This is a genomic window from Citrobacter sp. XY323 (assembly GCF_025106035.1).
GTDB lineage: Bacteria > Pseudomonadota > Gammaproteobacteria > Enterobacterales > Enterobacteriaceae > Citrobacter > Citrobacter braakii.
This window is the reverse complement of sequence record NZ_JANYUK010000017.1, coordinates 81,533-105,579: the sequence shown is the minus strand read 5'-3', so window position 1 is coordinate 105,579 and position 24,047 is coordinate 81,533. Positions and strand designations below refer to the sequence as shown.

The following is a 24,047-nucleotide window of genomic DNA, read 5'->3' as shown; positions in this document are numbered from 1 at the left end:
TCTTACAACAGAGAGGCGACGCTTTCACGTACCTGTGCCGGCCATACGCCACACTGAACCTGACCAATGTGTGGTAATTGCAGCAACAGCATGGTCAGACGCGACTGCCCAATTCCTCCACCAATCGTCTGTGGCATTTCACCGCGCAGCAGCGCCTGGTGCCATTCCAGACTCAGACGATCTTCATCTCCGGTCAGAGACAGCTGATGTTTCAGAGCGTCAGCATCCACACGGATCCCCATAGAAGACAGCTCAAACGCATCTTCCAGTACCGGGTTCCAGACCAGAATATCACCGTTCAGACCGGCGTGACCCAGCTCGGACGCTGAACTCCAGTCATCATAATCCGGCGCACGTACATCATGGCGGTGACCGTCGCTGAGCTTGCCGCCGATCCCCACCAGGAATACCGCGCCCAGCTCTTTAGCGATCGCACGTTCACGACCTTTTGCGTCAAGACCCGGATAACGAGATAACAGTTCCTGGCTATGAACAAAGTGGATCTGCTCTGGCAGGAACGGTGCCAGACCAAACTCTTTGCTCACCGCAGCTTCGGTAGCCTTAATTCCCGCCCAGATAGCCTCTACCGTGCTTTTCAGAGTGGAGAATTGACGCTCGCCGTCGCCCATCACGCGCTCCCAGTCCCACTGGTCAACATACACTGAGTGCAGCGGGGAAAGGCGATCTTCATCGGGACGCAGGGCCTTCATATGCGTGTACAGCCCTTCGCCTGCGCTAAAGTCGTGTTGTCCTAATGTTTGACGCTTCCACTTCGCCAGTGAATGAACCACTTCGAATTGAGCGTCTGGCAATGCTTTAACCTTCACCTGCACCGCTTTTTCACAGCCCGACAAGTTATCTTGCGTGCCATCTCCTACGCGGCTGAGGATCGGAGCCTGAACTTCGATCAGACCTAAACGCTCTTCCAGCTGACGAGAAAAATGAGATTTTACGAAGCTAATTTGACGTTGTTTGGCAATGTAAGCGGTTTTCATTATGTGTACTCCTGTGTCCTGTTGCCTATGATTAAGCAACAGAATGTAGGTAATATTCAATAATCAACAAACAAAAAGCCGTCTTCGATTTTGATTCGTTAAAATTAACGTCTAAAATAGAGGGAATCATTAATCTACATAAGAAAAACCTATGGAAAATTATCAGATCGACAATCTGGACCGCGGCATTCTTGACGCCCTGATGGAAAATGCCCGAACGGCCTATGCCGAATTGGCCAAACAGTTCGGCGTGAGCCCGGGGACAATTCACGTTCGCGTAGAGAAGATGAAGCAGGCCGGGATTATTACCGGCGCGCGGATTGATGTTAGTCCCAAACAGTTGGGCTATGACGTCGGCTGCTTTATCGGCATCATCCTGAAAAGTGCGAAAGACTATCCGTCAGCGTTGGCCAGACTGGAAAGCCTCGATGAGGTGACCGAAGCGTATTACACCACCGGGCACTACAGCATCTTTATAAAGGTGATGTGCAAGTCGATCGACGCGTTACAGCAGGTACTTATCAACAAGATCCAAACAATTGACGAAATTCAGTCCACGGAGACCCTGATCGTCCTGCAAAACCCGATCATGCGTACCATCAAGCCATGATCGCTTTTTTTAATCCCCTATTTTTCCACAGGTAGATCCCAGCTCGCTCACAGCGTACAATACGCCCTCTTTATAAAGGTGGGCGATCATGGCAGAAATCACTCTTATCAGTGGCAGCACGCTTGGCAGTGCGGAATATGTAGCAGAGCATCTGGCTGAAAAACTGGACGACGCGGGTTTTTCCAGCGAAATACTGCATGGGCCAATGCTTGAAGAGGTCCCGACTGATGGGATCTGGCTGATTATTAGCTCCACGCACGGTGCGGGAGACATTCCTGACAACCTGCAGCCTTTATATGATGCCTTATGCGAGCAAAAACCGGACCTTTCACAAGTGCACTTTGGTGCAATCGGGATCGGCAGTCGTGAATATGACACCTTTTGCGGCGCAATCGACAAGCTGGAAGCCGAACTGAAAGCCTGCGGGGCAAAACAGATCGGCGAAACGCTCAGGATCAACGTACTGGAACATGAAATTCCAGAAGATCCGGCTGAAATTTGGCTGGGATCCTGGCATCCATTGCTCAGAGATTTGTAAAGATCGTACTTTTTTATGTGGATAACTCTGGTTAAAAGCTTGGATCAACCGGTAGTTATCCCAAGAACAACCGTTGTTCAGTTTTTGAGTTGTGTATAACCCTTCATTCTGCTCCCAGCTTATACGGGCCAGGATCACCGATCATTCACAGCTAATGATCCTCAACAACCTGTTGATCTTATTCAAAGGATCGCCCTTATCCACAGAAAGTTGCGATCCTAATAAGAGATCACAATAAAACAGATCTCTAAATAAAAAGATCTTCTTTTTAATACCCAGGATCCCAGGGCTTTCTCGATCGACTAAAGTTGAGTAGAATCCACGGCCCGGGCTTCAATCCACTTTCACACCGCGTTATGCGAGGCAATTACCATGTTTTATCAGGATCCTTTTGACGTCATCATCATTGGCGGGGGTCATGCAGGCACCGAGGCCGCAATGGCCGCGGCGCGAATGGGTCAACAGACTCTGCTTTTGACACACAATATCGACACTCTGGGACAGATGAGCTGCAACCCGGCGATCGGCGGTATTGGGAAGGGACACCTGGTAAAAGAAGTGGATGCGCTTGGTGGGTTGATGGCAAAAGCGATCGACCATGCAGGTATCCAGTTTAGGATACTAAACGCCAGCAAAGGGCCAGCCGTTCGTGCTACCCGAGCTCAGGCCGACCGTGTGCTCTATCGCCAGGCAGTACGCACCGCACTCGAGAATCAACCCAATCTGATGATCTTCCAACAGGCAGTTGAAGATCTGATTGTTGAAAACGATCGTGTTGTGGGTGCAGTGACCCAAATGGGACTGAAGTTCCGTGCCAAAGCGGTTGTGTTAACCGTAGGGACTTTTCTTGACGGCAAAATTCATATTGGTCTGGACAACTACAGCGGCGGCCGTGCTGGCGATCCGCCGTCTATCCCGCTGTCACGCCGTCTGCGTGAACTGCCTTTGCGCGTCAGCCGCCTGAAAACCGGTACGCCGCCGCGTATCGATGCACGCACTATTGATTTCAGCGTGCTCGGCCAGCAAAACAGCGATAACCCGATGCCGGTCTTCTCATTCTTGGGCGATGCTTCTCAACATCCGCGTCAGATGCCGTGTTACATCACTCATACCAATGAGAGAACCCATGACGTGATCCGCAATAACCTCGATCGTAGCCCGATGTACGCTGGCGTGATCGAAGGTATCGGTCCGCGCTACTGCCCGTCGATCGAAGACAAAGTGATGCGCTTTGCCGATCGTAATCAGCATCAGATCTTCCTCGAACCGGAAGGACTCACGTCTAACGAAATTTATCCGAATGGTATCTCCACCAGCTTGCCGTTCGATGTGCAGATGCAAATTGTCCGCTCCATGCAGGGAATGGAAAATGCCAGAATCGTCCGTCCTGGCTACGCGATTGAGTATGATTTCTTCGATCCGCGCGACCTGAAACCCACTCTGGAAAGCAAATTCATCCAGGGTCTGTTCTTTGCGGGCCAGATTAACGGTACTACCGGTTACGAAGAAGCTGCCGCGCAAGGGATGCTGGCGGGTCTGAACGCCGCACGCTTGTCTGCTGAGAAAGACGGTTGGGCACCGCGTCGCGATCAGGCTTATCTTGGTGTACTGGTGGACGATCTGTGTACGCTTGGCACCAAAGAACCGTACCGTATGTTCACCTCACGCGCAGAATACCGTTTGATGCTGCGCGAAGATAACGCCGACCTGCGTCTGACCGAAATTGGTCGTGAACTGGGTCTGGTGGACGACGAGCGCTGGGCTCGTTTCAACGAGAAGCTGGAGCGTATCGAACAGGAACGTCAGCGTCTCAAATCAACCTGGGTAAATCCGTTAGCGGAATCTGCAGCAGAAGTGAATGCTCACCTGGCTACGCCTTTGTCACGTGAAGCCAGCGGTGAAGATCTCCTGCGCCGCCCGGATATGACCTATGCTCAGTTGACCTCTTTATCTGCGTTTGCACCAGCGCTCGACGATGCTCAGGCCGCGGAACAGGTTGAGATTCAGGTGAAATACGAAGGGTATATCGCCCGTCAACAGGAAGAAATCGAAAGACAACAGCGTAATGAGAACACCCTGTTGCCTGCAACGCTGGATTATCGTCAGGTCTCAGGCTTGTCGAATGAAGTTATCGCCAAGCTGAACGATCACAAACCGGTATCAATCGGCCAGGCATCGCGTATTTCTGGCGTTACGCCTGCCGCCATCTCCATTCTGCTGGTATGGCTGAAGAAACAAGGTATGCTGCGCCGCAGCGCTTGATAACACTATTTTGGCGGCGGGCGCTTCGCCTGCCCGCCCTACAAATTTGTAGTCCCGATAAGCTATAGCGCATCGGGAAATTGATTATGAACAGGTAACGACCGTGCTCAACAAACTCTCTCGTCTGCTGGCTGATGCTGGTATTTCTCTTACCGATCACCAGAAAAATCAGCTGATTGCGTATGTCGATATGCTGCACAAATGGAACAAAGCGTACAACTTGACGTCGGTACGGGATCCCAACGAAATGCTGGTGCGCCATATTCTGGACAGTATTGTCGTCGCGCCGTATCTGAAGGGGGAGCGTTTTATTGACGTGGGTACGGGACCGGGCCTGCCGGGTATTCCTCTCTCTATCGTGCGCCCAGAAGCGCATTTCACACTGCTGGATAGTCTGGGAAAACGCGTCCGTTTCTTGCGTCAGGTGCAGCATGAGCTTGCGCTTACTAACATCACTCCTGTGCAAAGCCGAGTTGAAGAATTCCCTTCAGAGCCGCCGTTCGATGGGGTCATTAGCCGTGCGTTCGCGTCACTTACTGATATGGTGAGTTGGTGCCATCATTTGCCTGGCCTGGATGGGCGTTTTTATGCGCTAAAAGGGCAGTTGCCAGAAGATGAAATTGCTACGTTGCCTGCGGAATTCAGCGTCGAGTCGGTCGAAAAATTACGCGTTCCGCAACTGGATGGTGAACGTCATCTGGTGGTTATTAAGCCAAACAAAATTTAATTTTTATCAAAAAAAATAGAAAAAAAACGGCTATTCAGGTGTTAAAAGTCATAGGGAATAGTGTGGTTAAATGTCGTTACAATTCACTAGCGCCTTACGGTTTTGCATCATAACTATAACGTACCGTTTTTTGTTAAAAGCGAAACAAGTCAGCTGTGAAAATATCAGTCTGCTAAAAATAGAACGTAAGAACCACCCGTTGTGTTAATTTTTTATTATAAATGTCAATGCGTGGTTTTTTTGTTGTTAGCTGTTGTTTTTGAAATAGTGGCTATTTTTACGCTTAAATATCAAAAAGATGAAAAGGCATCATTTGCCACGTAAATAAATTATGCGAAGGTGAATATGTTCAATATGTGATCTGGTGCACGCTTTGCCGCCAGTATTTACGCGGCATTTGCAGTTTTGCATGATCGTTCACAGTTTGCTTAAAAGTGATAAATGTGGGGTAGCGAAAAATATTTAAACATTTATTCACTTTTTAGCTACTTATTGTTTGAAATCACGAAGGCGCACCGTATAATTTGACCGCTTTTTGATGCTTGACTCTAAGCCATAAAGAACGTTTTATACGACACGCGGCATACCTCGAAGGGAGCAGGAGTAAAAACGTGATGTCTATGTCGCTCTTGAGTCGAAACGTTGCTCGTAAGCTTTTGCTCACACAGTTTCTGGCGGTAATAGCAAGTGGATTGCTGTTTAGCCTCAAAGACCCTTTCTGGGGCATCTCCGCATTGTGCGGTGGATTGGCAGTGTTACTGCCTAATGTGTTGTTTATGATATTTGCCTGGCGTCACCAGGCGCATACACCAGCTAAAGGCCGAGTAGCCTGGACGTTCGCCTTCGGCGAAGCCTTCAAGGTGTTAGCTATGCTGGTTTTGCTGGTGGTGGCGTTGGCTGTTTTGAAAGCGGTATTCATGCCGCTGATCGTTACGTGGGTTTTGGTGCTGGTGGTTCAGATACTGGCGCCGGCTGTAATTAACAACAAAGGGTAAAGGCATCATGGCTTCAGAAAATATGACGCCGCAGGATTACATAGGACACCATCTGAATAACCTTCAGTTGGACCTACGTACATTCTCGCTGGTGGATCCGCACAACCCCCCAGCCACCTTCTGGACGCTCAATATTGACTCCATTTTCTTCTCGGTGGTTCTGGGTCTGTTGTTCCTGCTTATGTTCCGTAGCGTAGCTAAAAAGGCGACCAGCGGCGTACCAGGTAAATTTCAGACCGCGATTGAGCTGGTAATCGGCTTTGTGCATGGTAGCGTGAAAGACATGTACCATGGCAAAAGCAAGCTGATTGCTCCGCTGGCCCTGACGATTTTCGTCTGGGTATTCCTGATGAACTTGATGGATTTGCTGCCTATCGACCTGCTGCCGTACATCGGTGAGCATATCTTTGGCCTGCCGGCTCTGCGTGTAGTTCCGTCTGCTGACGTGAACATCACCCTGTCGATGGCGCTGGGCGTATTTATCCTCATTCTGTTCTACAGCATCAAAATGAAAGGCATCGGCGGCTTCGCGAAAGAGTTGACGCTGCAGCCGTTCAATCACTGGGCGTTCATCCCTGTCAACTTAATCCTTGAAGGGGTAAGCCTGCTGTCCAAACCAATTTCTCTTGGTCTGCGACTGTTCGGCAACATGTATGCCGGTGAGCTGATTTTCATTCTGATTGCTGGTCTGTTGCCGTGGTGGTCACAGTGGATCCTGAATGTGCCATGGGCCATTTTCCACATACTGATTATCACGCTGCAAGCCTTCATATTTATGGTTCTGACGATTGTCTATCTGTCGATGGCATCTGAAGAGCATTAATTTACCAACACTACTACGTTTTAACTGAAACAAACTGGAGACTGTCATGGAAAACCTGAATATGGATCTGCTGTACATTGCTGCCGCTGTGATGATGGGTCTGGCGGCAATCGGTGCTGCGATCGGTATCGGCATCCTCGGGGGTAAATTCCTGGAAGGCGCAGCGCGTCAACCGGATCTGATTCCTCTGCTGCGTACTCAGTTCTTTATCGTTATGGGTCTGGTGGATGCAATCCCAATGATCGCTGTAGGTCTGGGTCTGTACGTGATGTTTGCTGTCGCGTAGTAAGCGTTGCTTGAATTAAGAGCAATATCAGAACGTTAACTAGATAGAGGCATTGTGCTGTGAATCTTAACGCAACAATCCTCGGCCAGGCCATCGCGTTTGTCCTGTTCGTTCTGTTCTGCATGAAGTACGTATGGCCGCCTTTAATGGCTGCCATCGAAAAACGTCAAAAAGAAATTGCTGACGGCCTTGCTTCTGCAGAACGAGCACATAAGGATCTTGACCTTGCAAAGGCCAGCGCGACCGACCAGCTGAAAAAAGCGAAGGCGGAAGCTCAGGTAATCATCGAGCAGGCGAACAAACGCCGTGCTCAGATCCTGGACGAAGCTAAAACTGAAGCAGAGCAGGAACGTACTAAAATCGTGGCACAGGCGCAGGCGGAAATTGACGCCGAGCGTAAACGTGCTCGCGAAGAACTGCGTAAGCAAGTTGCTATCCTGGCTGTTGCTGGCGCCGAGAAGATCATCGAACGTTCCGTGGATGAAGCTGCTAATAGCGACATCGTGGACAAACTTGTCGCTGAACTGTAAGGAGGGAGGGGCTGATGTCTGAATTTATTACGGTAGCTCGCCCCTACGCCAAAGCAGCTTTTGACTTTGCCGTTGAGCACCAAAGCGTTGACCGTTGGCAGGATATGCTGACGTTTGCCGCTGAGGTGACGAAAAACGAACAAATGGCAGAGCTTCTCTCTGGCGCGCTGGCGCCGGAAACGCTCGCTGAGTCGTTTATCGCCGTGTGCGGTGAGCAGCTGGACGAAAGCGGCCAAAACCTGATTAGGGTAATGGCTGAAAATAACCGTCTGAATGCGCTCCCGGATGTTCTTGAGCAGTTTATTCATCTGCGTGCAGCCAGTGAGGCTATCTCTGAGGTAGAAGTCACTTCTGCCAATGCACTGAGTGATGAACAGCTTACGAAGATTAGTGCAGCGATGGAAAAACGTCTGTCACGCAAAGTTAAGCTGAATTGCAAAATCGATAAGTCTGTAATGGCAGGCGTAATCATCCGAGCGGGTGATATGGTCATTGATGGCAGCGTACGCGGCCGTCTTGAGCGCCTTGCAGACGTCTTGCAGTCTTAAGGGGACTGGAGCATGCAACTGAATTCCACCGAAATCAGCGAACTGATCAAGCAGCGCATTGCTCAGTTCAATGTTGTGAGCGAAGCTCACAACGAAGGTACTATTGTTTCTGTAAGTGACGGTGTTATCCGCATTCACGGCCTGGCCGATTGTATGCAGGGTGAGATGATTTCCCTGCCGGGTAACCGTTACGCTATCGCACTGAACCTGGAGCGCGACTCCGTAGGTGCCGTTGTGATGGGTCCATACGCTGACCTCGCCGAAGGCATGAAGGTTAAGTGTACGGGTCGTATTCTGGAAGTTCCGGTTGGCCGTGGCCTGCTGGGTCGTGTGGTGAACACTCTGGGTTCCCCAATTGACGGTAAAGGTCCGGTTGATAACGATGGCTTCTCGCCAATCGAAGTTATCGCACCAGGCGTAATCGAACGTCAGTCCGTCGACCAGCCAGTACAGACAGGTTATAAATCTGTTGATGCCATGATCCCAATCGGTCGTGGCCAGCGTGAGCTGATCATCGGTGACCGTCAGACAGGTAAAACCGCGATGGCAATCGACGCCATCATCAACCAGCGTGATTCCGGTATCAAATGTGTGTACGTGGCTATCGGCCAGAAAGCGTCCACCATTTCTAACGTGGTTCGTAAACTGGAAGAACACGGCGCACTGTCCAACACCATCGTTGTTGTGGCGACCGCGTCTGAATCTGCTGCTCTGCAATACCTGGCGCCATATGCCGGTTGCGCAATGGGCGAATACTTCCGTGACCGCGGTGAAGACGCGCTGATCGTTTACGATGACCTGTCTAAACAGGCTGTTGCTTACCGTCAGGTTTCCCTGCTGCTCCGTCGTCCACCTGGACGTGAAGCATTCCCGGGCGACGTATTTTACCTCCACTCCCGTCTGCTGGAGCGCGCATCCCGCGTAAACGCGGAATACGTTGAGAAGTTCACCAATGGTGAAGTTAAAGGTAAAACCGGCTCCCTGACCGCTCTGCCGATTATCGAAACCCAGGCGGGTGACGTTTCTGCGTTCGTTCCGACCAACGTAATTTCCATTACAGATGGTCAGATCTTCCTGGAAACCAACCTGTTCAACTCCGGTATTCGTCCGGCAGTTAACCCGGGTATCTCCGTATCTCGTGTAGGTGGCGCAGCGCAGACCAAGATCATCAAGAAACTGTCCGGTGGTATTCGTACCGCACTGGCGCAGTATCGTGAACTGGCAGCGTTTTCTCAGTTCGCTTCCGACCTGGATGAAGCTACTCGTAAGCAGCTGAGCCACGGTCAGAAAGTAACTGAACTGCTGAAGCAGAAACAGTATGCCCCAATGTCTGTAGCACAGCAGGGTGTGGTGCTGTTTGCGGCTGAACGCGGTTACCTCGAAGATGTGGAACTGGCGAAAATCGGTAGCTTTGAAGCCGCTCTGCTGGCTTACGTTGACCGTGACCACGCTCCGCTGATGCAAGAGATCAACCAGTCCGGTGGCTATAACGATGAAATCGAAGGCAAGCTGAAAGCTATCCTCGATTCCTTCAAGGCAACCCAGTCCTGGTAACGTCTGGCGGTCTGCTTTAGGGCGGACCGCAAGGCATTGAGGAGAAGCTCATGGCCGGCGCAAAAGAGATACGTAGTAAGATCGCAAGCGTCCAGAACACGCAGAAGATCACTAAAGCGATGGAGATGGTCGCCGCTTCCAAAATGCGTAAATCGCAGGATCGCATGGCGGCCAGCCGTCCTTATGCAGAGACCATGCGCAAAGTGATTGGTCACCTTGCGAATGGTAATCTGGAATATAAGCACCCTTACCTGGAAGAACGCGACGTTAAGCGCGTGGGCTACCTGGTGGTGTCGACCGACCGTGGTCTGTGCGGTGGCTTGAACATTAACCTGTTCAAAAAGCTGCTGGCGGATATGAAAGCATGGTCCGATAAAGGCGTTCAGTGCGATATCGCAATGATCGGCTCTAAGGGCGTGTCTTTCTTTAACTCCGTTGGCGGTAATGTGATTGCTCAGGTAACCGGCATGGGGGATAACCCTTCCCTGTCCGAACTGATCGGTCCGGTTAAAGTGATGCTGCAGGCCTACGATGAAGGTCGTCTGGACAGACTGTACGTTGTCAGCAACAAATTTATTAACACCATGTCTCAGACGCCAACCATCACCCAACTGCTGCCTCTGCCGGCATCAGATGATGATGAATTGAAGCGTAAATCCTGGGATTACCTGTATGAGCCAGACCCGAAAGCGCTGCTGGATACCCTGCTGCGTCGTTATGTCGAGTCTCAGGTTTATCAGGGCGTGGTAGAAAACCTGGCCAGCGAGCAGGCCGCACGTATGGTGGCGATGAAAGCCGCGACCGACAATGGCGGCAGCCTGATTAAAGAGCTGCAGTTGGTATACAACAAAGCTCGTCAGGCCAGCATTACTCAGGAACTCACCGAAATCGTCGGTGGTGCATCCGCGGTATAACCAGGTTAATTCGTAGAGGATTCAAGATGGCTACTGGAAAAATTGTCCAGGTAATCGGCGCCGTGGTTGACGTCGAATTCCCTCAGGATGCCGTACCGCGCGTGTACGATGCTCTTGAGGTTATGAATGGTAAAGAGAGCCTGGTGCTGGAAGTTCAGCAGCAGCTCGGCGGCGGTATCGTACGTACCATCGCCATGGGTTCTTCCGACGGTCTGCGTCGTGGTCTGGAAGTCAAAGATCTCGAGCACCCGATCGAAGTCCCGGTAGGTAAAGCAACTCTGGGTCGTATCATGAACGTCCTGGGTCACCCGATCGACATGAAAGGCGATATCGGTGAAGAAGAGCGTTGGGCTATCCACCGCGCGGCACCTTCCTATGAAGAGCTGTCCAGCTCTCAGGAACTGCTGGAAACCGGCATCAAAGTTATCGACCTGATGTGTCCGTTCGCTAAGGGCGGTAAAGTTGGTCTGTTCGGTGGTGCGGGTGTAGGTAAAACCGTAAACATGATGGAGCTGATCCGTAACATCGCGATCGAACACTCCGGTTACTCCGTGTTTGCGGGCGTGGGTGAACGTACTCGTGAGGGTAACGACTTCTACCACGAAATGACTGACTCCAACGTTCTGGACAAAGTATCCCTGGTATATGGCCAGATGAACGAGCCGCCGGGAAACCGTCTGCGCGTTGCTCTGACCGGTCTGACCATGGCAGAGAAGTTCCGTGACGAAGGTCGTGACGTTCTGCTGTTCGTTGATAACATCTATCGTTACACCCTGGCCGGTACAGAAGTATCCGCACTGCTGGGTCGTATGCCATCAGCGGTAGGCTACCAGCCGACCCTGGCGGAAGAGATGGGTGTTCTTCAGGAACGTATCACCTCTACCAAAACCGGTTCTATCACCTCCGTTCAGGCGGTATACGTACCTGCGGATGACTTGACTGACCCATCCCCAGCAACCACCTTTGCTCACTTAGATGCAACCGTGGTACTGAGCCGTCAGATCGCATCTCTGGGTATCTACCCGGCAGTTGACCCGCTGGACTCCACCAGCCGTCAGCTGGATCCGCTGGTTGTTGGTCAGGAACACTACGACACCGCGCGTGGCGTACAGTCTCTGCTGCAGCGTTATCAGGAACTGAAAGACATCATCGCCATCCTGGGTATGGATGAACTGTCTGAAGAAGACAAACTGGTGGTAGCACGCGCACGTAAAATTCAGCGCTTCCTGTCCCAGCCGTTCTTCGTTGCGGAAGTATTCACCGGTTCTCCGGGTAAATACGTATCCCTGAAAGACACCATCCGTGGCTTTAAAGGCATCATGGAAGGCGAATACGACCACCTGCCAGAGCAGGCGTTCTACATGGTTGGTTCTATCGACGAAGCCGTGGAAAAAGCCAAAAAACTTTAACGCCTTAATCGGAGGGTGATATGGCAATGACTTACCACCTGGACGTCGTCAGTGCAGAGCAGCAAATGTTCTCTGGTCTGGTCGAAAAAATCCAGGTAACGGGTAGTGAAGGTGAACTGGGTATTTTCCCGGGTCACGCACCGCTGCTCACCGCCATTAAGCCTGGTATGATCCGCATCGTTAAACAGTTCGGTCATGAAGAGTTTATCTATCTGTCCGGCGGCATTCTCGAAGTGCAGCCTGGCAGCGTGACCGTTCTGGCTGATACCGCGATTCGCGGACAGGATCTCGATGAAGCGAGAGCCCTGGAAGCGAAGCGTAAGGCTGAAGAGCACATTAAGAGCTCTCATGGTGACGTGGATTACGCTCAGGCATCTGCGGAACTGGCCAAAGCGATCGCGAAACTGCGCGTTATCGAGTTGACCAAAAAAGCGATGTAACACCGGCTTGAAAAGCACAAAAGCCAGTCTGGTTGCCAGGCTGGCTTTTTTTATGGTTTTGTTTCAGTGAAAGTGGAACTAAAAAGCTGTTTTATTATTTTGTGATTTGTGTCACAAAAATATTGATCGGTTAAAAAATGAGGCGTAGACTCTTTTTTTGTGTGATGTGTATCACATAATTAACTCAGATAAAAACAGTATACCAACATGAAACTGATTAATAAAATCATCGCCCTTTTCAGCAGCATGGAAGTTTAGTCTTCCCAACCTGCTCTGTGGCGCGATGCTTCATACGGTTATCAGCACGCGCCAGCTGTTATTAAATCCCCCTCCTCCGCTTGATCGTTTGTCCTCTTCCCTTTTAAAACAGTATTTTTCTGCTTCTCGCTGAATCACATTAATAAAATTATACTTTTCTTTTGTAACTCTTTATTCATGCAGTAAAAAAATAGCAAAAACATTAACCTAGGCTTTAATAAGAGCAGACTCCTGGTTTTTGGGAGACAAAAGACGCCGAAATAGACGAAAATAGAGAGTTATCAGAGGGGAAATTTCCCCGATTGAACGTTTTATCTTCGGTCCATTTCACGATGAAAAAAATGTAGTATTTTCAATGTGAAACGGTATAAATTCGTTCTCAAATTACAGTCAGGACGTGTATGTTGAATAATGCTATGAGCGTCGTGATCCTTGCCGCAGGCAAAGGCACGCGTATGTATTCCGATCTCCCTAAAGTGCTGCATACCCTCGCAGGAAAGCCGATGGTTCAGCATGTCATTGATGCCGCTAATGAATTAGGTGCGACTCACGTACATCTGGTCTACGGGCACGGTGGTGATTTGCTTAAGCAGACGCTGAAAGATGGCAATCTAAACTGGATTCTGCAGGCAGAGCAGTTGGGGACCGGCCATGCAATGCAGCAGGCAGCGCCATTCTTTGGTGATGACGAAGACATTTTAATGCTCTATGGCGATGTGCCGCTGATCTCTACCGATACCTTACGTAGCCTGCGTGATGCTAAACCGCAGGGCGGCATCGGCCTGTTAACGGTAAAACTGGATGATCCATCCGGCTATGGGCGTATTACGCGTGAGAACGGTAACGTCACCGGTATCGTCGAGCATAAAGATGCAACTGACGAGCAGCGCCAAATCCAGGAAATCAACACCGGTATTCTGATTGCCAATGGCGCTGATATGAAGCGCTGGCTGTCCAAACTCACCAATAACAATGCGCAGGGTGAATACTACATCACCGATATCATTGCTATGGCGTATCAGGAAGGACGCGAAATTGCTGCGGTACATCCGGCACGTATTAGCGAAACGGAAGGGGTGAATAACCGTCTTCAGTTATCCCGTCTGGAGCGTGTTTATCAGTCTGAGCAAGCAGAGAAACTGTTGCTGGCGGGCGTGATGCTGCGCGATCCTGCACGTTTTGATCTTCGCGGTACGCTTATTCACGGGCGCGATGTTGAAATTGATACTAACGTTATCATTGAAGGTAACGTAACCGTTGGTGATCGCGTCAAGATTGGTGCTGGCTGTATCATCAAAAACAGCGTGATTGGTGAAGGTTGTGAGCTTAGCCCATACAGTGTGGTGGAAGATGCCCATCTGGAAGCCGCTTGCACCATCGGCCCATTCGCGCGTCTGCGCCCGGGTGCTGAGCTGCAGGAAGGCGCGCACGTGGGTAACTTCGTCGAAATGAAAAAAGCGCGTTTGGGTAAAGGTTCTAAAGCTGGTCATCTGACCTATCTGGGCGATGCGGAAATTGGCGATAACGTGAATATCGGCGCGGGTACGATTACCTGCAACTACGATGGTGCCAATAAGTTTAAAACCATTATTGGTGATGATGTGTTTGTGGGTTCTGATACCCAGTTGGTGGCGCCTGTCACCGTGGGTAAAGGTGCCACCATCGCTGCTGGCACTACCGTAACGCGTAATGTCGCCGATAACGAACTGGTATTAAGCCGTGTACCTCAGGTCCATAAACAGGGCTGGCAGCGTCCGGTGAAGAAGAAGTAAGTGATTTTTGCCGGATGGCGGCCTACGTGCGGTGACGTTCTGTAGGCCTGATAAGCGTAAGCGCCATCAGGCAGACAAGAGATGAGGGGATAACATAATCCTCCGCTCAACAAGCAGTACCATAAAAATAACCCCACTCTCTACAAGGCTCGGGGCGCCCGGAAAGGGCAAATACAGGTCAGCGACAACGACAGGCAAATGCCTAAATTCGGAATCAAAAAATATGTGTGGAATTGTTGGCGCTATCGCGCAGCGTGATGTAGCTGAAATCCTTCTCGAAGGTTTACGTCGTCTGGAATATCGTGGTTATGACTCTGCTGGTCTGGCCGTTGTCGATGCTGAAGGCAACATGACCCGTCTGCGTCGTCTGGGTAAAGTGCAGATGCTGACTGCTGCTGCGGAAGAACATCCGCTGCATGGTGGTACAGGTATCGCTCATACCCGTTGGGCGACACACGGTGAACCTTCAGAAGCGAACGCGCATCCCCATGTTTCTGAACACATTATTGTGGTGCATAACGGCATCATTGAAAACCATGAACCTCTGCGTGAACTACTGAAAACCCGTGGTTACACCTTTGTTTCTGAAACCGACACCGAAGTGATTGCTCACCTGGTGCATTGGGAACTGGAACAGGGTGGTACGCTGCGTGAAGCCGTACTGCGTACTATTCCACAGTTGCGCGGTGCCTATGGCACGGTGATCATGGATACCCGTAACCCGGAAACGCTGCTGGCGGCCCGTTCAGGTAGCCCGCTGGTGATTGGTCTGGGGATGGGGGAAAACTTTATCGCTTCCGATCAGCTGGCGCTGTTGCCGGTAACCCGTCGCTTTATCTTCCTGGAAGAAGGTGACATCGCGGAGGTGACCCGTCGTTCAGTCTCTATTTTTGACAAGTCTGGCGCACAAGTGAAGCGTCAGGATATCGAATCGAATCTGCAGTATGACGCGGGCGAAAAAGGTATTTATCGCCACTACATGCAGAAAGAGATCTACGAACAGCCGAACGCAATTAAAAATACGCTGACCGGGCGCATTAGTCACGGTGAAGTGGATTTAAGCGAGCTGGGTTCACGTGCCAACGAGTTGCTGTCTCAGGTTGAGCATATCCAGATTATCGCCTGCGGTACGTCCTACAACTCCGGCATGGTGTCCCGCTACTGGTTTGAATCGCTGGCTGGTATTCCTTGTGATGTCGAAATCGCTTCCGAGTTCCGCTATCGCAAATCCGCCGTGCGTCGTAACAGTCTGATGATTACCCTTTCCCAGTCCGGTGAAACGGCGGATACCCTGGCGGGTCTGCGCTTATCTAAAGAGCTGGGCTATCTGGGCTCGCTGGCTATTTGTAACGTACCGGGATCTTCTCTGGTGCGCGAATCCGACCTGGCGATGATGACCAATGCCGGTACCGAAATCGGTGTGGCCTCCACGAAAGCATTTACCACCCAACTGACCGTTCTGTTGATGCTGGTGGCGAAACTGTCTCGTCTGAAAGGTCTGGATGCGTCTATCGAGCAGGAGATCGTTCATGGTCTGCAGGCACTGCCGAGCCGTATTGAGCAGATGCTGTCTCAGGACAAACGCATTGCCGCTCTGGCGGAAGGTTTCTCAGACAAACACCATGCGCTGTTCCTGGGCCGTGGCGATCAGTACCCGATTGCGCTGGAAGGCGCGCTGAAGCTGAAAGAGATCTCTTATATTCACGCTGAAGCTTATGCTGCAGGCGAACTGAAACACGGTCCGCTGGCGCTGATTGATGCCGATATGCCGGTTATCGTAGTTGCACCGAACAACGAACTGTTGGAAAAACTGAAATCCAACATTGAAGAAGTTCGCGCTCGTGGCGGTCAGTTGTACGTCTTTGCGGACCAGGATGCTGGCTTTACCAGCAGCGAAAACATGCACATCATTGAGATGCCGCATGTGGAAGAGGTGATTGCACCGATCTTCTACACCGTTCCGTTGCAACTGCTGGCGTATCACGTGGCGCTGATTAAAGGCACTGACGTGGACCAGCCGCGTAACCTGGCAAAGTCGGTTACCGTAGAGTAATCCGCACTTAACTGAACTGAAAATGCCCTGCTGTAAGTGGGGCATTTTTTTAGCTTGTTCTGTTTTTAATCAATTATCCCGCCTGTTTTATGTGACAAACCGTCATCTTCAACTACTGTTTTCAGTGTCATAAAAAGAAAATTTCAGCGAAATGTTATTGTCATGATGGTAATTAACATCCTGTTTTAAATGTATTTTTAGATAAAAAACTTCCCGAGTTTTTCATTGTCATAAAACTGTCATATTTCGTACATTTAACTGTCACCTGTTTGTCCTATTTTGCTCACAGTAGCAACTCAAACAACGATTTACGAAAACCGTGCAGGAGACATTATGAAAGTTATGCGTACCACTGTCGCAACTGTTGTCGCCGCGACCTTATCCATGAGCGCGTTTTCTGCGTTTGCAGCAGCGAGCCTGACAGGTGCAGGTGCAACCTTCCCTGCGCCAGTGTATGCCAAATGGGCAGATACCTATCAGAAAGAGACCGGTAGCAAAGTAAACTACCAGGGTATCGGCTCCTCCGGTGGTGTAAAACAAATTACGGCCAATACCGTTGATTTCGGCGCCTCTGACGCACCGTTGTCTGACGAGAAACTGGCGCAAGAAGGCCTGTTCCAGTTCCCGACTGTTATTGGTGGTGTGGTGCTGGCGGTGAACATCCCTGGCCTGAAATCCGGCGAACTGGTGCTGGACGGTAAAACGCTGGGCGACATCTACCTCGGTAAAATTAAGAAGTGGGATGATGAAGCCATCACCAAACTGAACCCGGGTCTGAAGCTGCCTTCTCAGAATATCGCCGTTGTGCGTCGTGCTGACGGTTCCGGTACTTCCTTCGTTTTCACCAGCTACCTGGCGAAAGTGAACGAAGAGTGGAAATCTAAAATTGGTTCCGGCTCTACCGTTAACTGGCCGACCGGTCTGGGCGGTAAAGGTAACGACGGTATCGCTGCGTTCGTACAGCGTCTGCCGGGTTCTATCGGCTACGTTGAGTACGCTTACGCTAAGCAGAACAACCTGGCGTACACCAAGCTGGTCTCTGCTGATGGCAAACCGGTAAGTCCGACCGAAGAAAACTTTGCCAACGCTGCAAAAGGCGCTGACTGGAGCAAAACCTTCGCCCAGGATCTGACTAACCAGAAAGGTGACGATGCGTGGCCGATCACTTCCACCACCTTCATCCTGGTGCATAAAGAGCAGAAGAAACCTGAGCAGGGTGCTGAAGTGCTGAAGTTCTTCGATTGGGCGTACAAAAATGGTGGCAAACAGGCTAATGACCTGGACTACGCCAGCCTGCCGGACAGCGTGGTTGAGCAGATTCGTGCTGCATGGAAGACCAACGTGAAGGACAGCAGCGGTAAAGCGCTGTACTAAATACCCGTCATACTTCGAGCCGCAGCTGTGTTGGCTGTGCTTGTTCACCCCAGTCACATAGTGAATCTATGCTCCTGGGTATTCACAAGCTTGCCGCCTTGCTGCAACTCGAATTATTTAGGGTATGGCATTACGTTAGCCGGGAAGCACGATAAAATGCGTGCTTCCTGGCCCAAACTTAAAGAGTGATTTATGGCTGCAACCAAGCCTGCTTTGAACCCACCGGGTAAAAAAGGTGACATGATATTCAGCGCGCTGGTAAAACTGGCTGCGCTGATTGTGCTATTGATGTTGGGTGGCATTATTGTCTCTCTGGTTATCTCCTCCTGGCCAAGCATTCAGAAATTTGGCTTCTCCTTTCTGTGGACTAAAGAATGGGATGCGCCAAACGATATCTACGGTGCATTAGTACCGATTTACGGTACGCTGGTCACCTCGCTTATCGCACTGCTGATCGCCGTTCCGGTGAGTTTTGGCATAGCCTTATTCCTGACTGAACTTGCTCCTGGCTGGCTGCGTCGCCCGCTGGGTATCGCTATTGAATTGCTGGCGGCAATTCCGAGTATCGTGTACGGCATGTGGGGCCTATTTATCTTTGCCCCGCTGTTTGCGACTTACTTCCAGGAGCCGGTCGGGAACATCCTTTCCAACATTCCGTTTGTTGGCGCGCTGTTTGCGGGTCCGGCGTTTGGTATCGGTATTCTGGCCGCTGGCGTGATCCTCGCCATCATGATCATCCCGTACATTGCGGCGGTTATGCGCGATGTGTTCGAACAAACGCCGGTGCTGATGAAAGAGTCAGCCTACGGCATCGGTTGTACTACCTGGGAAGTTATCTGGCGCATCGTCCTGCCGTTCACCAAAAACGGCGTGATCGGTGGCGTGATGCTCGGTCTGGGCCGCGCGCTGGGTGAAACCATGGCGGTGACGTTCATCATCGGTAACACCTACCAGCTCGATAGTGCCTCGCTGTACATGCCGGGCAACAGTATTACTTCTGCGCTGGCGAATGAATTTGCCGAAGCGGAATCAGGACTGCACGTTGCCGCGTTGATGGAACTGGGCCTGATTCTGTTTGTGATTACCTTCATCGTGCTGGCGGCGTCTAAGTTCATGATCATGCGCCTTGCGAAGAACGAGGGGGCACGCTAATGGCTACGCTTGAAATGCAAAACACCGCTGCGCTTGCGGAATCCCGCCGTAAAATGCAGGCGCGTCGTCGTCTGAAGAACCGCATCGCGCTGACGCTCTCTATGGCGACCATGGCATTCGGTCTGTTCTGGCTTATCTGGATCCTGATGTCCACGATCACCCGCGGTATTGACGGTATGTCACTGGCGCTGTTCACCGAAATGACACCTCCGCCGAATACGGCTGGTGGTGGTCTGGCGAATGCCCTGGCCGGTAGCGGACTGTTAATTCTGTGGGCGACCGTGTTTGGTACACCGCTTGGTATTATGGCGGGCATCTACCTGGCAGAGTACGGACGTAAGTCCTGGCTGGCTGAGGTGATCCGCTTTATCAACGACATCCTGCTTTCTGCGCCATCAATCGTGGTCGGTCTGTTCGTTTACACCATCGTGGTAGCAAAAATGGAGCACTTCTCCGGCTGGGCGGGCGTTATCGCGCTGGCGCTGCTGCAGGTGCCCATTGTTATTCGTACCACGGAGAACATGCTTAAGCTGGTACCGGATAGCCTGCGTGAAGCCGCCTATGCGCTGGGTACGCCGAAATGGAAGATGATTTCTGCTATCACCCTGAAGGCGTCTGTCTCAGGCATCATTACAGGCGTTTTGCTGGCTATTGCACGTATCGCAGGTGAAACGGCTCCGCTGCTGTTTACGTCGCTCTCCAATCAGTTCTGGAGCACCGACATGATGCAGCCTATCGCCAACCTGCCGGTCACTATCTTTAAGTTTGCGATGAGCCCGTTTGCTGAGTGGCAGCAACTGGCCTGGGCCGGGGTACTGATTATTACCCTGTGCGTACTGCTGCTGAACATTCTGGCGCGCGTCATTTTCGCGAAGAAGAAACACGGTTAAGACGAAGTGCCGGATGGCGGCGTAAACGCCTTATCCGGCCTACGATTGAAGACATTTGTAGGCCTGAAAGCTGCGCGCCATCAGGCATGATGAGGAAAAGATAGAAATGAGTATGGTTGATACTGCCCCGGGTAAGATTCAGGTTCGTGATTTGAACTTCTACTATGGCAAGTTCCATGCCCTGAAGAACATCAACCTGGATATTGCCAAAAACCAGGTAACGGCGTTTATCGGGCCGTCAGGCTGTGGTAAATCGACGTTGCTGCGTACGTTCAATAAAATGTTTGAACTGTACCCGGAACAGCGTGCGGAAGGCGAAATCCTGCTGGATGGCGACAATATTCTCACCAACACTCAGGATATCGCTCTGCTGCGTGCCAAAGTGGGCATGGTATTCCAGAAGCCGACGCCGTTCCCGATGTCCATCTACGACAACATCGCTTTTGGCGTGCGTCTGTTTGAGAAACTCTCTCGTGCGGATATGGACGAGCGTGTGCAGTGGGCATTGACCAAGGCCGCACTGTGGAACGAAACCAAAGATAAATTACACCAGAGCGGGTACTCTCTCTCTGGTGGTCAGCAGCAGCGTCTGTGTATTGCGCGTGGGATCGCCATTCGCCCGGAAGTGCTTCTGCTTGATGAGCCGTGTTCAGCGCTCGACCCTATTTCTACCGGGCGTATCGAAGAGCTGATCACTGAGCTGAAAGAGGATTACACCGTCGTTATCGTTACCCACAACATGCAGCAGGCTGCGCGTTGTTCCGATCACACGGCATTTATGTACCTGGGCGAGTTGATTGAGTTCAGTAACACGGACGATCTGTTCACCAAGCCCGCGAAGAAACAAACTGAAGACTACATCACCGGTCGTTACGGCTGATTCAGGAGCTTGTTGTGGATAATCTTAACCTTAATAAACATATTTCCGGCCAGTTCAATGCAGAGCTGGAAAGCATCCGTACCCAGGTGATGACCATGGGCGGCATGGTCGAGCAGCAGCTTTCTGATGCGATTACCGCCATGCACAATCAGGACAGTGAGCTGGCGAAGCGCGTCATTGAGGGCGATAAGAACGTCAATATGATGGAAGTGGCGATCGACGAGGCCTGCGTGCGTATCATTGCCAAGCGTCAGCCGACCGCCAGTGACTTGCGTCTGGTGATGGCGATTATCAAAACGATCGCTGAGCTGGAACGTATTGGCGACGTTGCGGATAAAATTTGCCGCACCGCGCTGGAGAAATTTTCTCAACAGCATCAGCCGCTGCTGGTAAGCCTGGAATCACTGGGGCGCCACACTGTACAAATGCTGCATGACGTGCTGGATGCGTTTGCGCGTATGGATCTTGACGAAGCGGTACGTATTTATCGCGAAGATAAGAAAGTCGACCAGGAGTATGAAGGTATCGTGCGTCAGCTGATGACCTACATGATGGAAGATCCGCGTACCATTCCAAGCGTGCTGACCGCGCTGCTCTGCGCGCGCTCCATCGAGCGTATCGGTGACCGTTGCCAGAATATCTGCGAATACATCTTCTACTTCGTGAAGGGACAAGACTTCCGTCACGTGGGCGGTGATGAGCTGGATAAGCTGCTGGCGGGCAAAGATCCGAAAGAGTGATGTTTGTGGCGGGTGGCGCTAACGCTTACCCGCTCTACGAGACATGCAGGCCGGATCAGCGTTAGCGCCATCCGGCCTTTCAGTTATCGCGTAATATTCCAACCCCGCGCCTTCCACAACGCTGGCAACTGCGCCAGATCGGTAAACGTCGTCACTTTTGGATGATCGATTGGTTTGTTATGCGGATCGGCGCAGAAGTAAAACACTTCCATCCCTGCAGCAATCCCCGCCTGCGCGCCTGCGCTGGAGTCATCAACCAGAATGCAGTTCTCAACGTTAACGTCCATCGCTTTCGCCGCATGGAACATCAGGGCCGGATCGGGTTTCCAGCGTTGAATATCGTAGCCGCTGAACAGTAATTCAGGGAAATGGTGCAACATACCCAGCTTACCCAGCGAGTGCTGCATTTTGCTGACCGGACCGTTAGATACCACGCACATAGGGACGGTCATGCTGTCCAGCAGCGCATTAGCACCGGCAATCACCTCCAGTTCCGTATCGAACAGACGTGCGACCTCTGCGCGGTAAACCGGTTCTAATTCGGCTTTTGCCAGTTCGACACCGTGCTCTTCGTTGATAATGTCGATGATCTCGTACAGCTTTACCCCCTTGAAGCGTTTAAAAGTTTCTTCAAGATCGAGCGTAATGCCGAACGCCTGGAACATGCTGACATACGCGCGAGAACAAATCACTTCACTGTCGACAAGTGTACCGTCACAGTCAAAAAATACGGCTTCTATCTGGGACATGTCATTTCCGTTTTAACAAGTTTAACGTTTTCGTAATGCATTATTGGGCGACGCAATCGTTGCCGTATAAGCAAAATCAATGAAAAAAGTTGCTCATAACCCAACCCTATTGTCGCATTTTGGTATAGGATAGCGACGAATTTTCCCTCCTTGTTCGGAAATTGATAATGAGTCAACAACACACAACCCAGGCTTCTGGCCAGGGGATGCTGGAACGCGTGTTCAAACTGCGCGAACATGGCACGACGGCACGGACCGAAGTGATCGCCGGTTTAACCACCTTCCTGACGATGGTGTATATCGTTTTTGTTAACCCGCAAATTCTTGGCGTGGCTGGCATGGATACCAGCGCCGTCTTTGTGACCACCTGCCTGATTGCTGCATTTGGTAGCATCCTGATGGGCCTGTTTGCCAACCTGCCGGTCGCACTTGCGCCTGCTATGGGTCTGAATGCGTTCTTCGCCTTCGTGGTCGTTGGCGCGATGGGCCTGTCATGGCAGATCGGTATGGGCGCAATCTTCTGGGGCGCGGTAGGTCTGCTGCTACTGACGATTTTCCGCGTACGTTACTGGATGATTGCCAACATCCCGGTTAGTTTGCGCGTGGGGATCACCAGCGGTATTGGTCTGTTTATCGGTATGATGGGGCTGAAAAACGCTGGTGTTATCGTCGCCAACCAAGACACCCTGGTGTCTATTGGCAACCTGACGTCCCACAGCGTACTGCTCGGTATTCTGGGCTTCTTTATCATCGCGATTCTGGCTTCACGTAACATCCATGCGGCGGTACTGATCTCTATCATTGTGACCACGCTGCTGGGTTGGATGCTGGGCGATGTCCATTACAACGGGATCGTCTCCGCGCCGCCGAGCGTAATGTCCGTTATCGGGCATGTTGATCTGGCTGGTTCGTTTAACATTGGTCTTGCGGGCGTAATTTTCTCGTTCATGCTGGTCAACCTGTTCGACTCCTCCGGTACGCTGATTGGCGTCACGGATAAAGCCGGTCTGGCGGATGCGAAGGGTAAGTTTCCGCGTATGAAGCAGGCGCTGTATGTGGATAGCGTGTCATCGGTTGCTGGTGCGTTTATCGGTACTTCTTCCGTTACCGCGTATATCGAGTCTTCTTCCGGGGTTTCTGTCGGTGGACGTACTGGCCTGACCGCGGTAGTTGTCGGCCTGCTATTCCTGTTGGTTATCTTCCTGTCGCCGCTGGCGGGAATGGTACCGGGATATGCGGCCGCTGGTGCGCTGATTTACGTTGGCGTCCTGATGACATCAAGCCTGTCGCGCGTGAAGTGGGATGACCTGACTGAAGCCGTTCCGGCGTTTATTACCGCCGTGATGATGCCGTTTAGCTTCTCGATTACCGAAGGTATCGCGCTGGGTTTTATTTCCTACTGTGTGATGAAAATCGGTACCGGACGTTTCCGCGATCTCAGCCCGTGCGTCATCGTTGTCGCACTGCTGTTTGTGTTGAAGATTGTGTTTATCGACGCGCATTAATTGCCGCTGAGACGGTGCTGCGCGAGGCGTGTAGACCTGATAA

Annotated in this window: 23 protein-coding genes; 21 read left to right on the top strand and 2 right to left on the bottom strand. The window is 51.3% G+C overall.

What is annotated here, in order from left to right:
- Positions 1–2: 2 nt before the first annotated feature.
- On the bottom strand, positions 3–995 hold the full coding sequence (asnA, locus tag N0B36_RS21545; protein WP_016155087.1) for an aspartate--ammonia ligase: 993 nt from the start codon (positions 993–995) through the stop codon (positions 3–5).
- Positions 996–1,146: 151 nt separating this feature from the next.
- Here asnA and asnC point away from each other — a divergent pair, with 151 nt between their 5' ends.
- The 20 genes from asnC (at position 1,147) to phoU (ending at position 21,750) form a co-directional block, all read left to right on the top strand.
- Positions 1,147–1,605 (top strand): transcriptional regulator AsnC, encoded by a 459-nt coding sequence (gene asnC, locus N0B36_RS21540; protein WP_003023780.1) that lies wholly within the window; start codon positions 1,147–1,149, stop codon positions 1,603–1,605.
- A gap of 88 nt (positions 1,606–1,693) precedes the next feature.
- A complete protein-coding gene (gene mioC / locus N0B36_RS21535; protein WP_016155086.1) occupies positions 1,694–2,143 on the top strand; it encodes an FMN-binding protein MioC in 450 nt (149 codons plus the stop codon).
- A gap of 372 nt (positions 2,144–2,515) precedes the next feature.
- Entirely contained in the window at positions 2,516–4,405 is a 1,890-nt protein-coding gene (gene mnmG, locus N0B36_RS21530) for a tRNA uridine-5-carboxymethylaminomethyl(34) synthesis enzyme MnmG (protein ID WP_016155085.1), read from the top strand.
- Positions 4,406–4,508: 103 nt separating this feature from the next.
- Entirely contained in the window at positions 4,509–5,132 is a 624-nt protein-coding gene (gene rsmG, locus N0B36_RS21525) for a 16S rRNA (guanine(527)-N(7))-methyltransferase RsmG (RefSeq protein WP_049282857.1), read from the top strand.
- Between the two features lie 614 nt (positions 5,133–5,746).
- Entirely contained in the window at positions 5,747–6,127 is a 381-nt protein-coding gene (gene atpI, locus N0B36_RS21520) for a F0F1 ATP synthase subunit I (RefSeq protein ID WP_003023790.1), read from the top strand.
- Between the two features lie 7 nt (positions 6,128–6,134).
- On the top strand, positions 6,135–6,950 hold the full coding sequence (gene atpB / locus N0B36_RS21515) for a F0F1 ATP synthase subunit A (RefSeq protein ID WP_003023792.1): 816 nt from the start codon (positions 6,135–6,137) through the stop codon (positions 6,948–6,950).
- Positions 6,951–6,996: 46 nt separating this feature from the next.
- Complete coding sequence (gene atpE / locus N0B36_RS21510) at positions 6,997–7,236, top strand: F0F1 ATP synthase subunit C (RefSeq protein ID WP_003023794.1); 240 nt, start codon at positions 6,997–6,999, stop codon at positions 7,234–7,236.
- A 59-nt stretch (positions 7,237–7,295) separates the two neighbouring features.
- Positions 7,296–7,766, top strand: coding sequence for a F0F1 ATP synthase subunit B (atpF, locus tag N0B36_RS21505; protein ID WP_003827022.1), 471 nt, complete (start codon positions 7,296–7,298; stop codon positions 7,764–7,766).
- A gap of 14 nt (positions 7,767–7,780) precedes the next feature.
- Positions 7,781–8,314: a F0F1 ATP synthase subunit delta gene (atpH, locus tag N0B36_RS21500; protein ID WP_006687767.1), complete on the top strand. Its 534-nt coding sequence runs from the start codon at positions 7,781–7,783 to the stop codon at positions 8,312–8,314.
- A gap of 12 nt (positions 8,315–8,326) precedes the next feature.
- Complete coding sequence (gene atpA, locus N0B36_RS21495) at positions 8,327–9,868, top strand: F0F1 ATP synthase subunit alpha (RefSeq protein ID WP_003023802.1); 1,542 nt, start codon at positions 8,327–8,329, stop codon at positions 9,866–9,868.
- Positions 9,869–9,918: 50 nt separating this feature from the next.
- Entirely contained in the window at positions 9,919–10,782 is an 864-nt protein-coding gene (atpG, locus tag N0B36_RS21490; protein WP_016155083.1) for a F0F1 ATP synthase subunit gamma, read from the top strand.
- A gap of 26 nt (positions 10,783–10,808) precedes the next feature.
- Entirely contained in the window at positions 10,809–12,191 is a 1,383-nt protein-coding gene (gene atpD / locus N0B36_RS21485; protein WP_003023806.1) for a F0F1 ATP synthase subunit beta, read from the top strand.
- A 20-nt stretch (positions 12,192–12,211) separates the two neighbouring features.
- A complete protein-coding gene (locus N0B36_RS21480) occupies positions 12,212–12,631 on the top strand; it encodes a F0F1 ATP synthase subunit epsilon (RefSeq protein ID WP_003023809.1) in 420 nt (139 codons plus the stop codon).
- Between the two features lie 659 nt (positions 12,632–13,290).
- Complete coding sequence (gene glmU, locus N0B36_RS21475) at positions 13,291–14,661, top strand: bifunctional UDP-N-acetylglucosamine diphosphorylase/glucosamine-1-phosphate N-acetyltransferase GlmU (RefSeq protein WP_019077996.1); 1,371 nt, start codon at positions 13,291–13,293, stop codon at positions 14,659–14,661.
- Positions 14,662–14,884: 223 nt separating this feature from the next.
- On the top strand, positions 14,885–16,714 hold the full coding sequence (gene glmS / locus N0B36_RS21470; RefSeq protein ID WP_049282853.1) for a glutamine--fructose-6-phosphate transaminase (isomerizing): 1,830 nt from the start codon (positions 14,885–14,887) through the stop codon (positions 16,712–16,714).
- A gap of 333 nt (positions 16,715–17,047) precedes the next feature.
- The gene (gene pstS / locus N0B36_RS21465) at positions 17,048–18,088 is read left to right on the top strand and encodes a phosphate ABC transporter substrate-binding protein PstS (protein ID WP_016155079.1); all 1,041 of its coding nucleotides are present in this window, start codon (positions 17,048–17,050) and stop codon (positions 18,086–18,088) included.
- A gap of 192 nt (positions 18,089–18,280) precedes the next feature.
- The gene (gene pstC, locus N0B36_RS21460) at positions 18,281–19,240 is read left to right on the top strand and encodes a phosphate ABC transporter permease PstC (RefSeq protein WP_016155078.1); all 960 of its coding nucleotides are present in this window, start codon (positions 18,281–18,283) and stop codon (positions 19,238–19,240) included.
- Complete coding sequence (pstA, locus tag N0B36_RS21455) at positions 19,240–20,130, top strand: phosphate ABC transporter permease PstA (protein ID WP_016155077.1); 891 nt, start codon at positions 19,240–19,242, stop codon at positions 20,128–20,130. The genes pstC and pstA overlap by 1 nt, the downstream gene beginning before the upstream one ends.
- 106 nt (positions 20,131–20,236) lie before the next feature.
- Entirely contained in the window at positions 20,237–21,010 is a 774-nt protein-coding gene (pstB, locus tag N0B36_RS21450) for a phosphate ABC transporter ATP-binding protein PstB (protein ID WP_003023821.1), read from the top strand.
- 14 nt (positions 21,011–21,024) lie between these two features.
- Positions 21,025–21,750 (top strand): phosphate signaling complex protein PhoU, encoded by a 726-nt coding sequence (phoU, locus tag N0B36_RS21445; protein ID WP_047498806.1) that lies wholly within the window; start codon positions 21,025–21,027, stop codon positions 21,748–21,750.
- An 83-nt stretch (positions 21,751–21,833) separates the two neighbouring features.
- Here phoU and yieH read toward each other — a convergent pair whose 3' ends face one another.
- On the bottom strand, positions 21,834–22,499 hold the full coding sequence (gene yieH, locus N0B36_RS21440; protein WP_259688948.1) for a 6-phosphogluconate phosphatase: 666 nt from the start codon (positions 22,497–22,499) through the stop codon (positions 21,834–21,836).
- Positions 22,500–22,666: 167 nt separating this feature from the next.
- Between yieH and adeP the strand changes: the two genes are divergently transcribed.
- A complete protein-coding gene (gene adeP, locus N0B36_RS21435; protein ID WP_016155075.1) occupies positions 22,667–24,004 on the top strand; it encodes an adenine permease AdeP in 1,338 nt (445 codons plus the stop codon).
- Positions 24,005–24,047 lie beyond the last annotated feature (43 nt).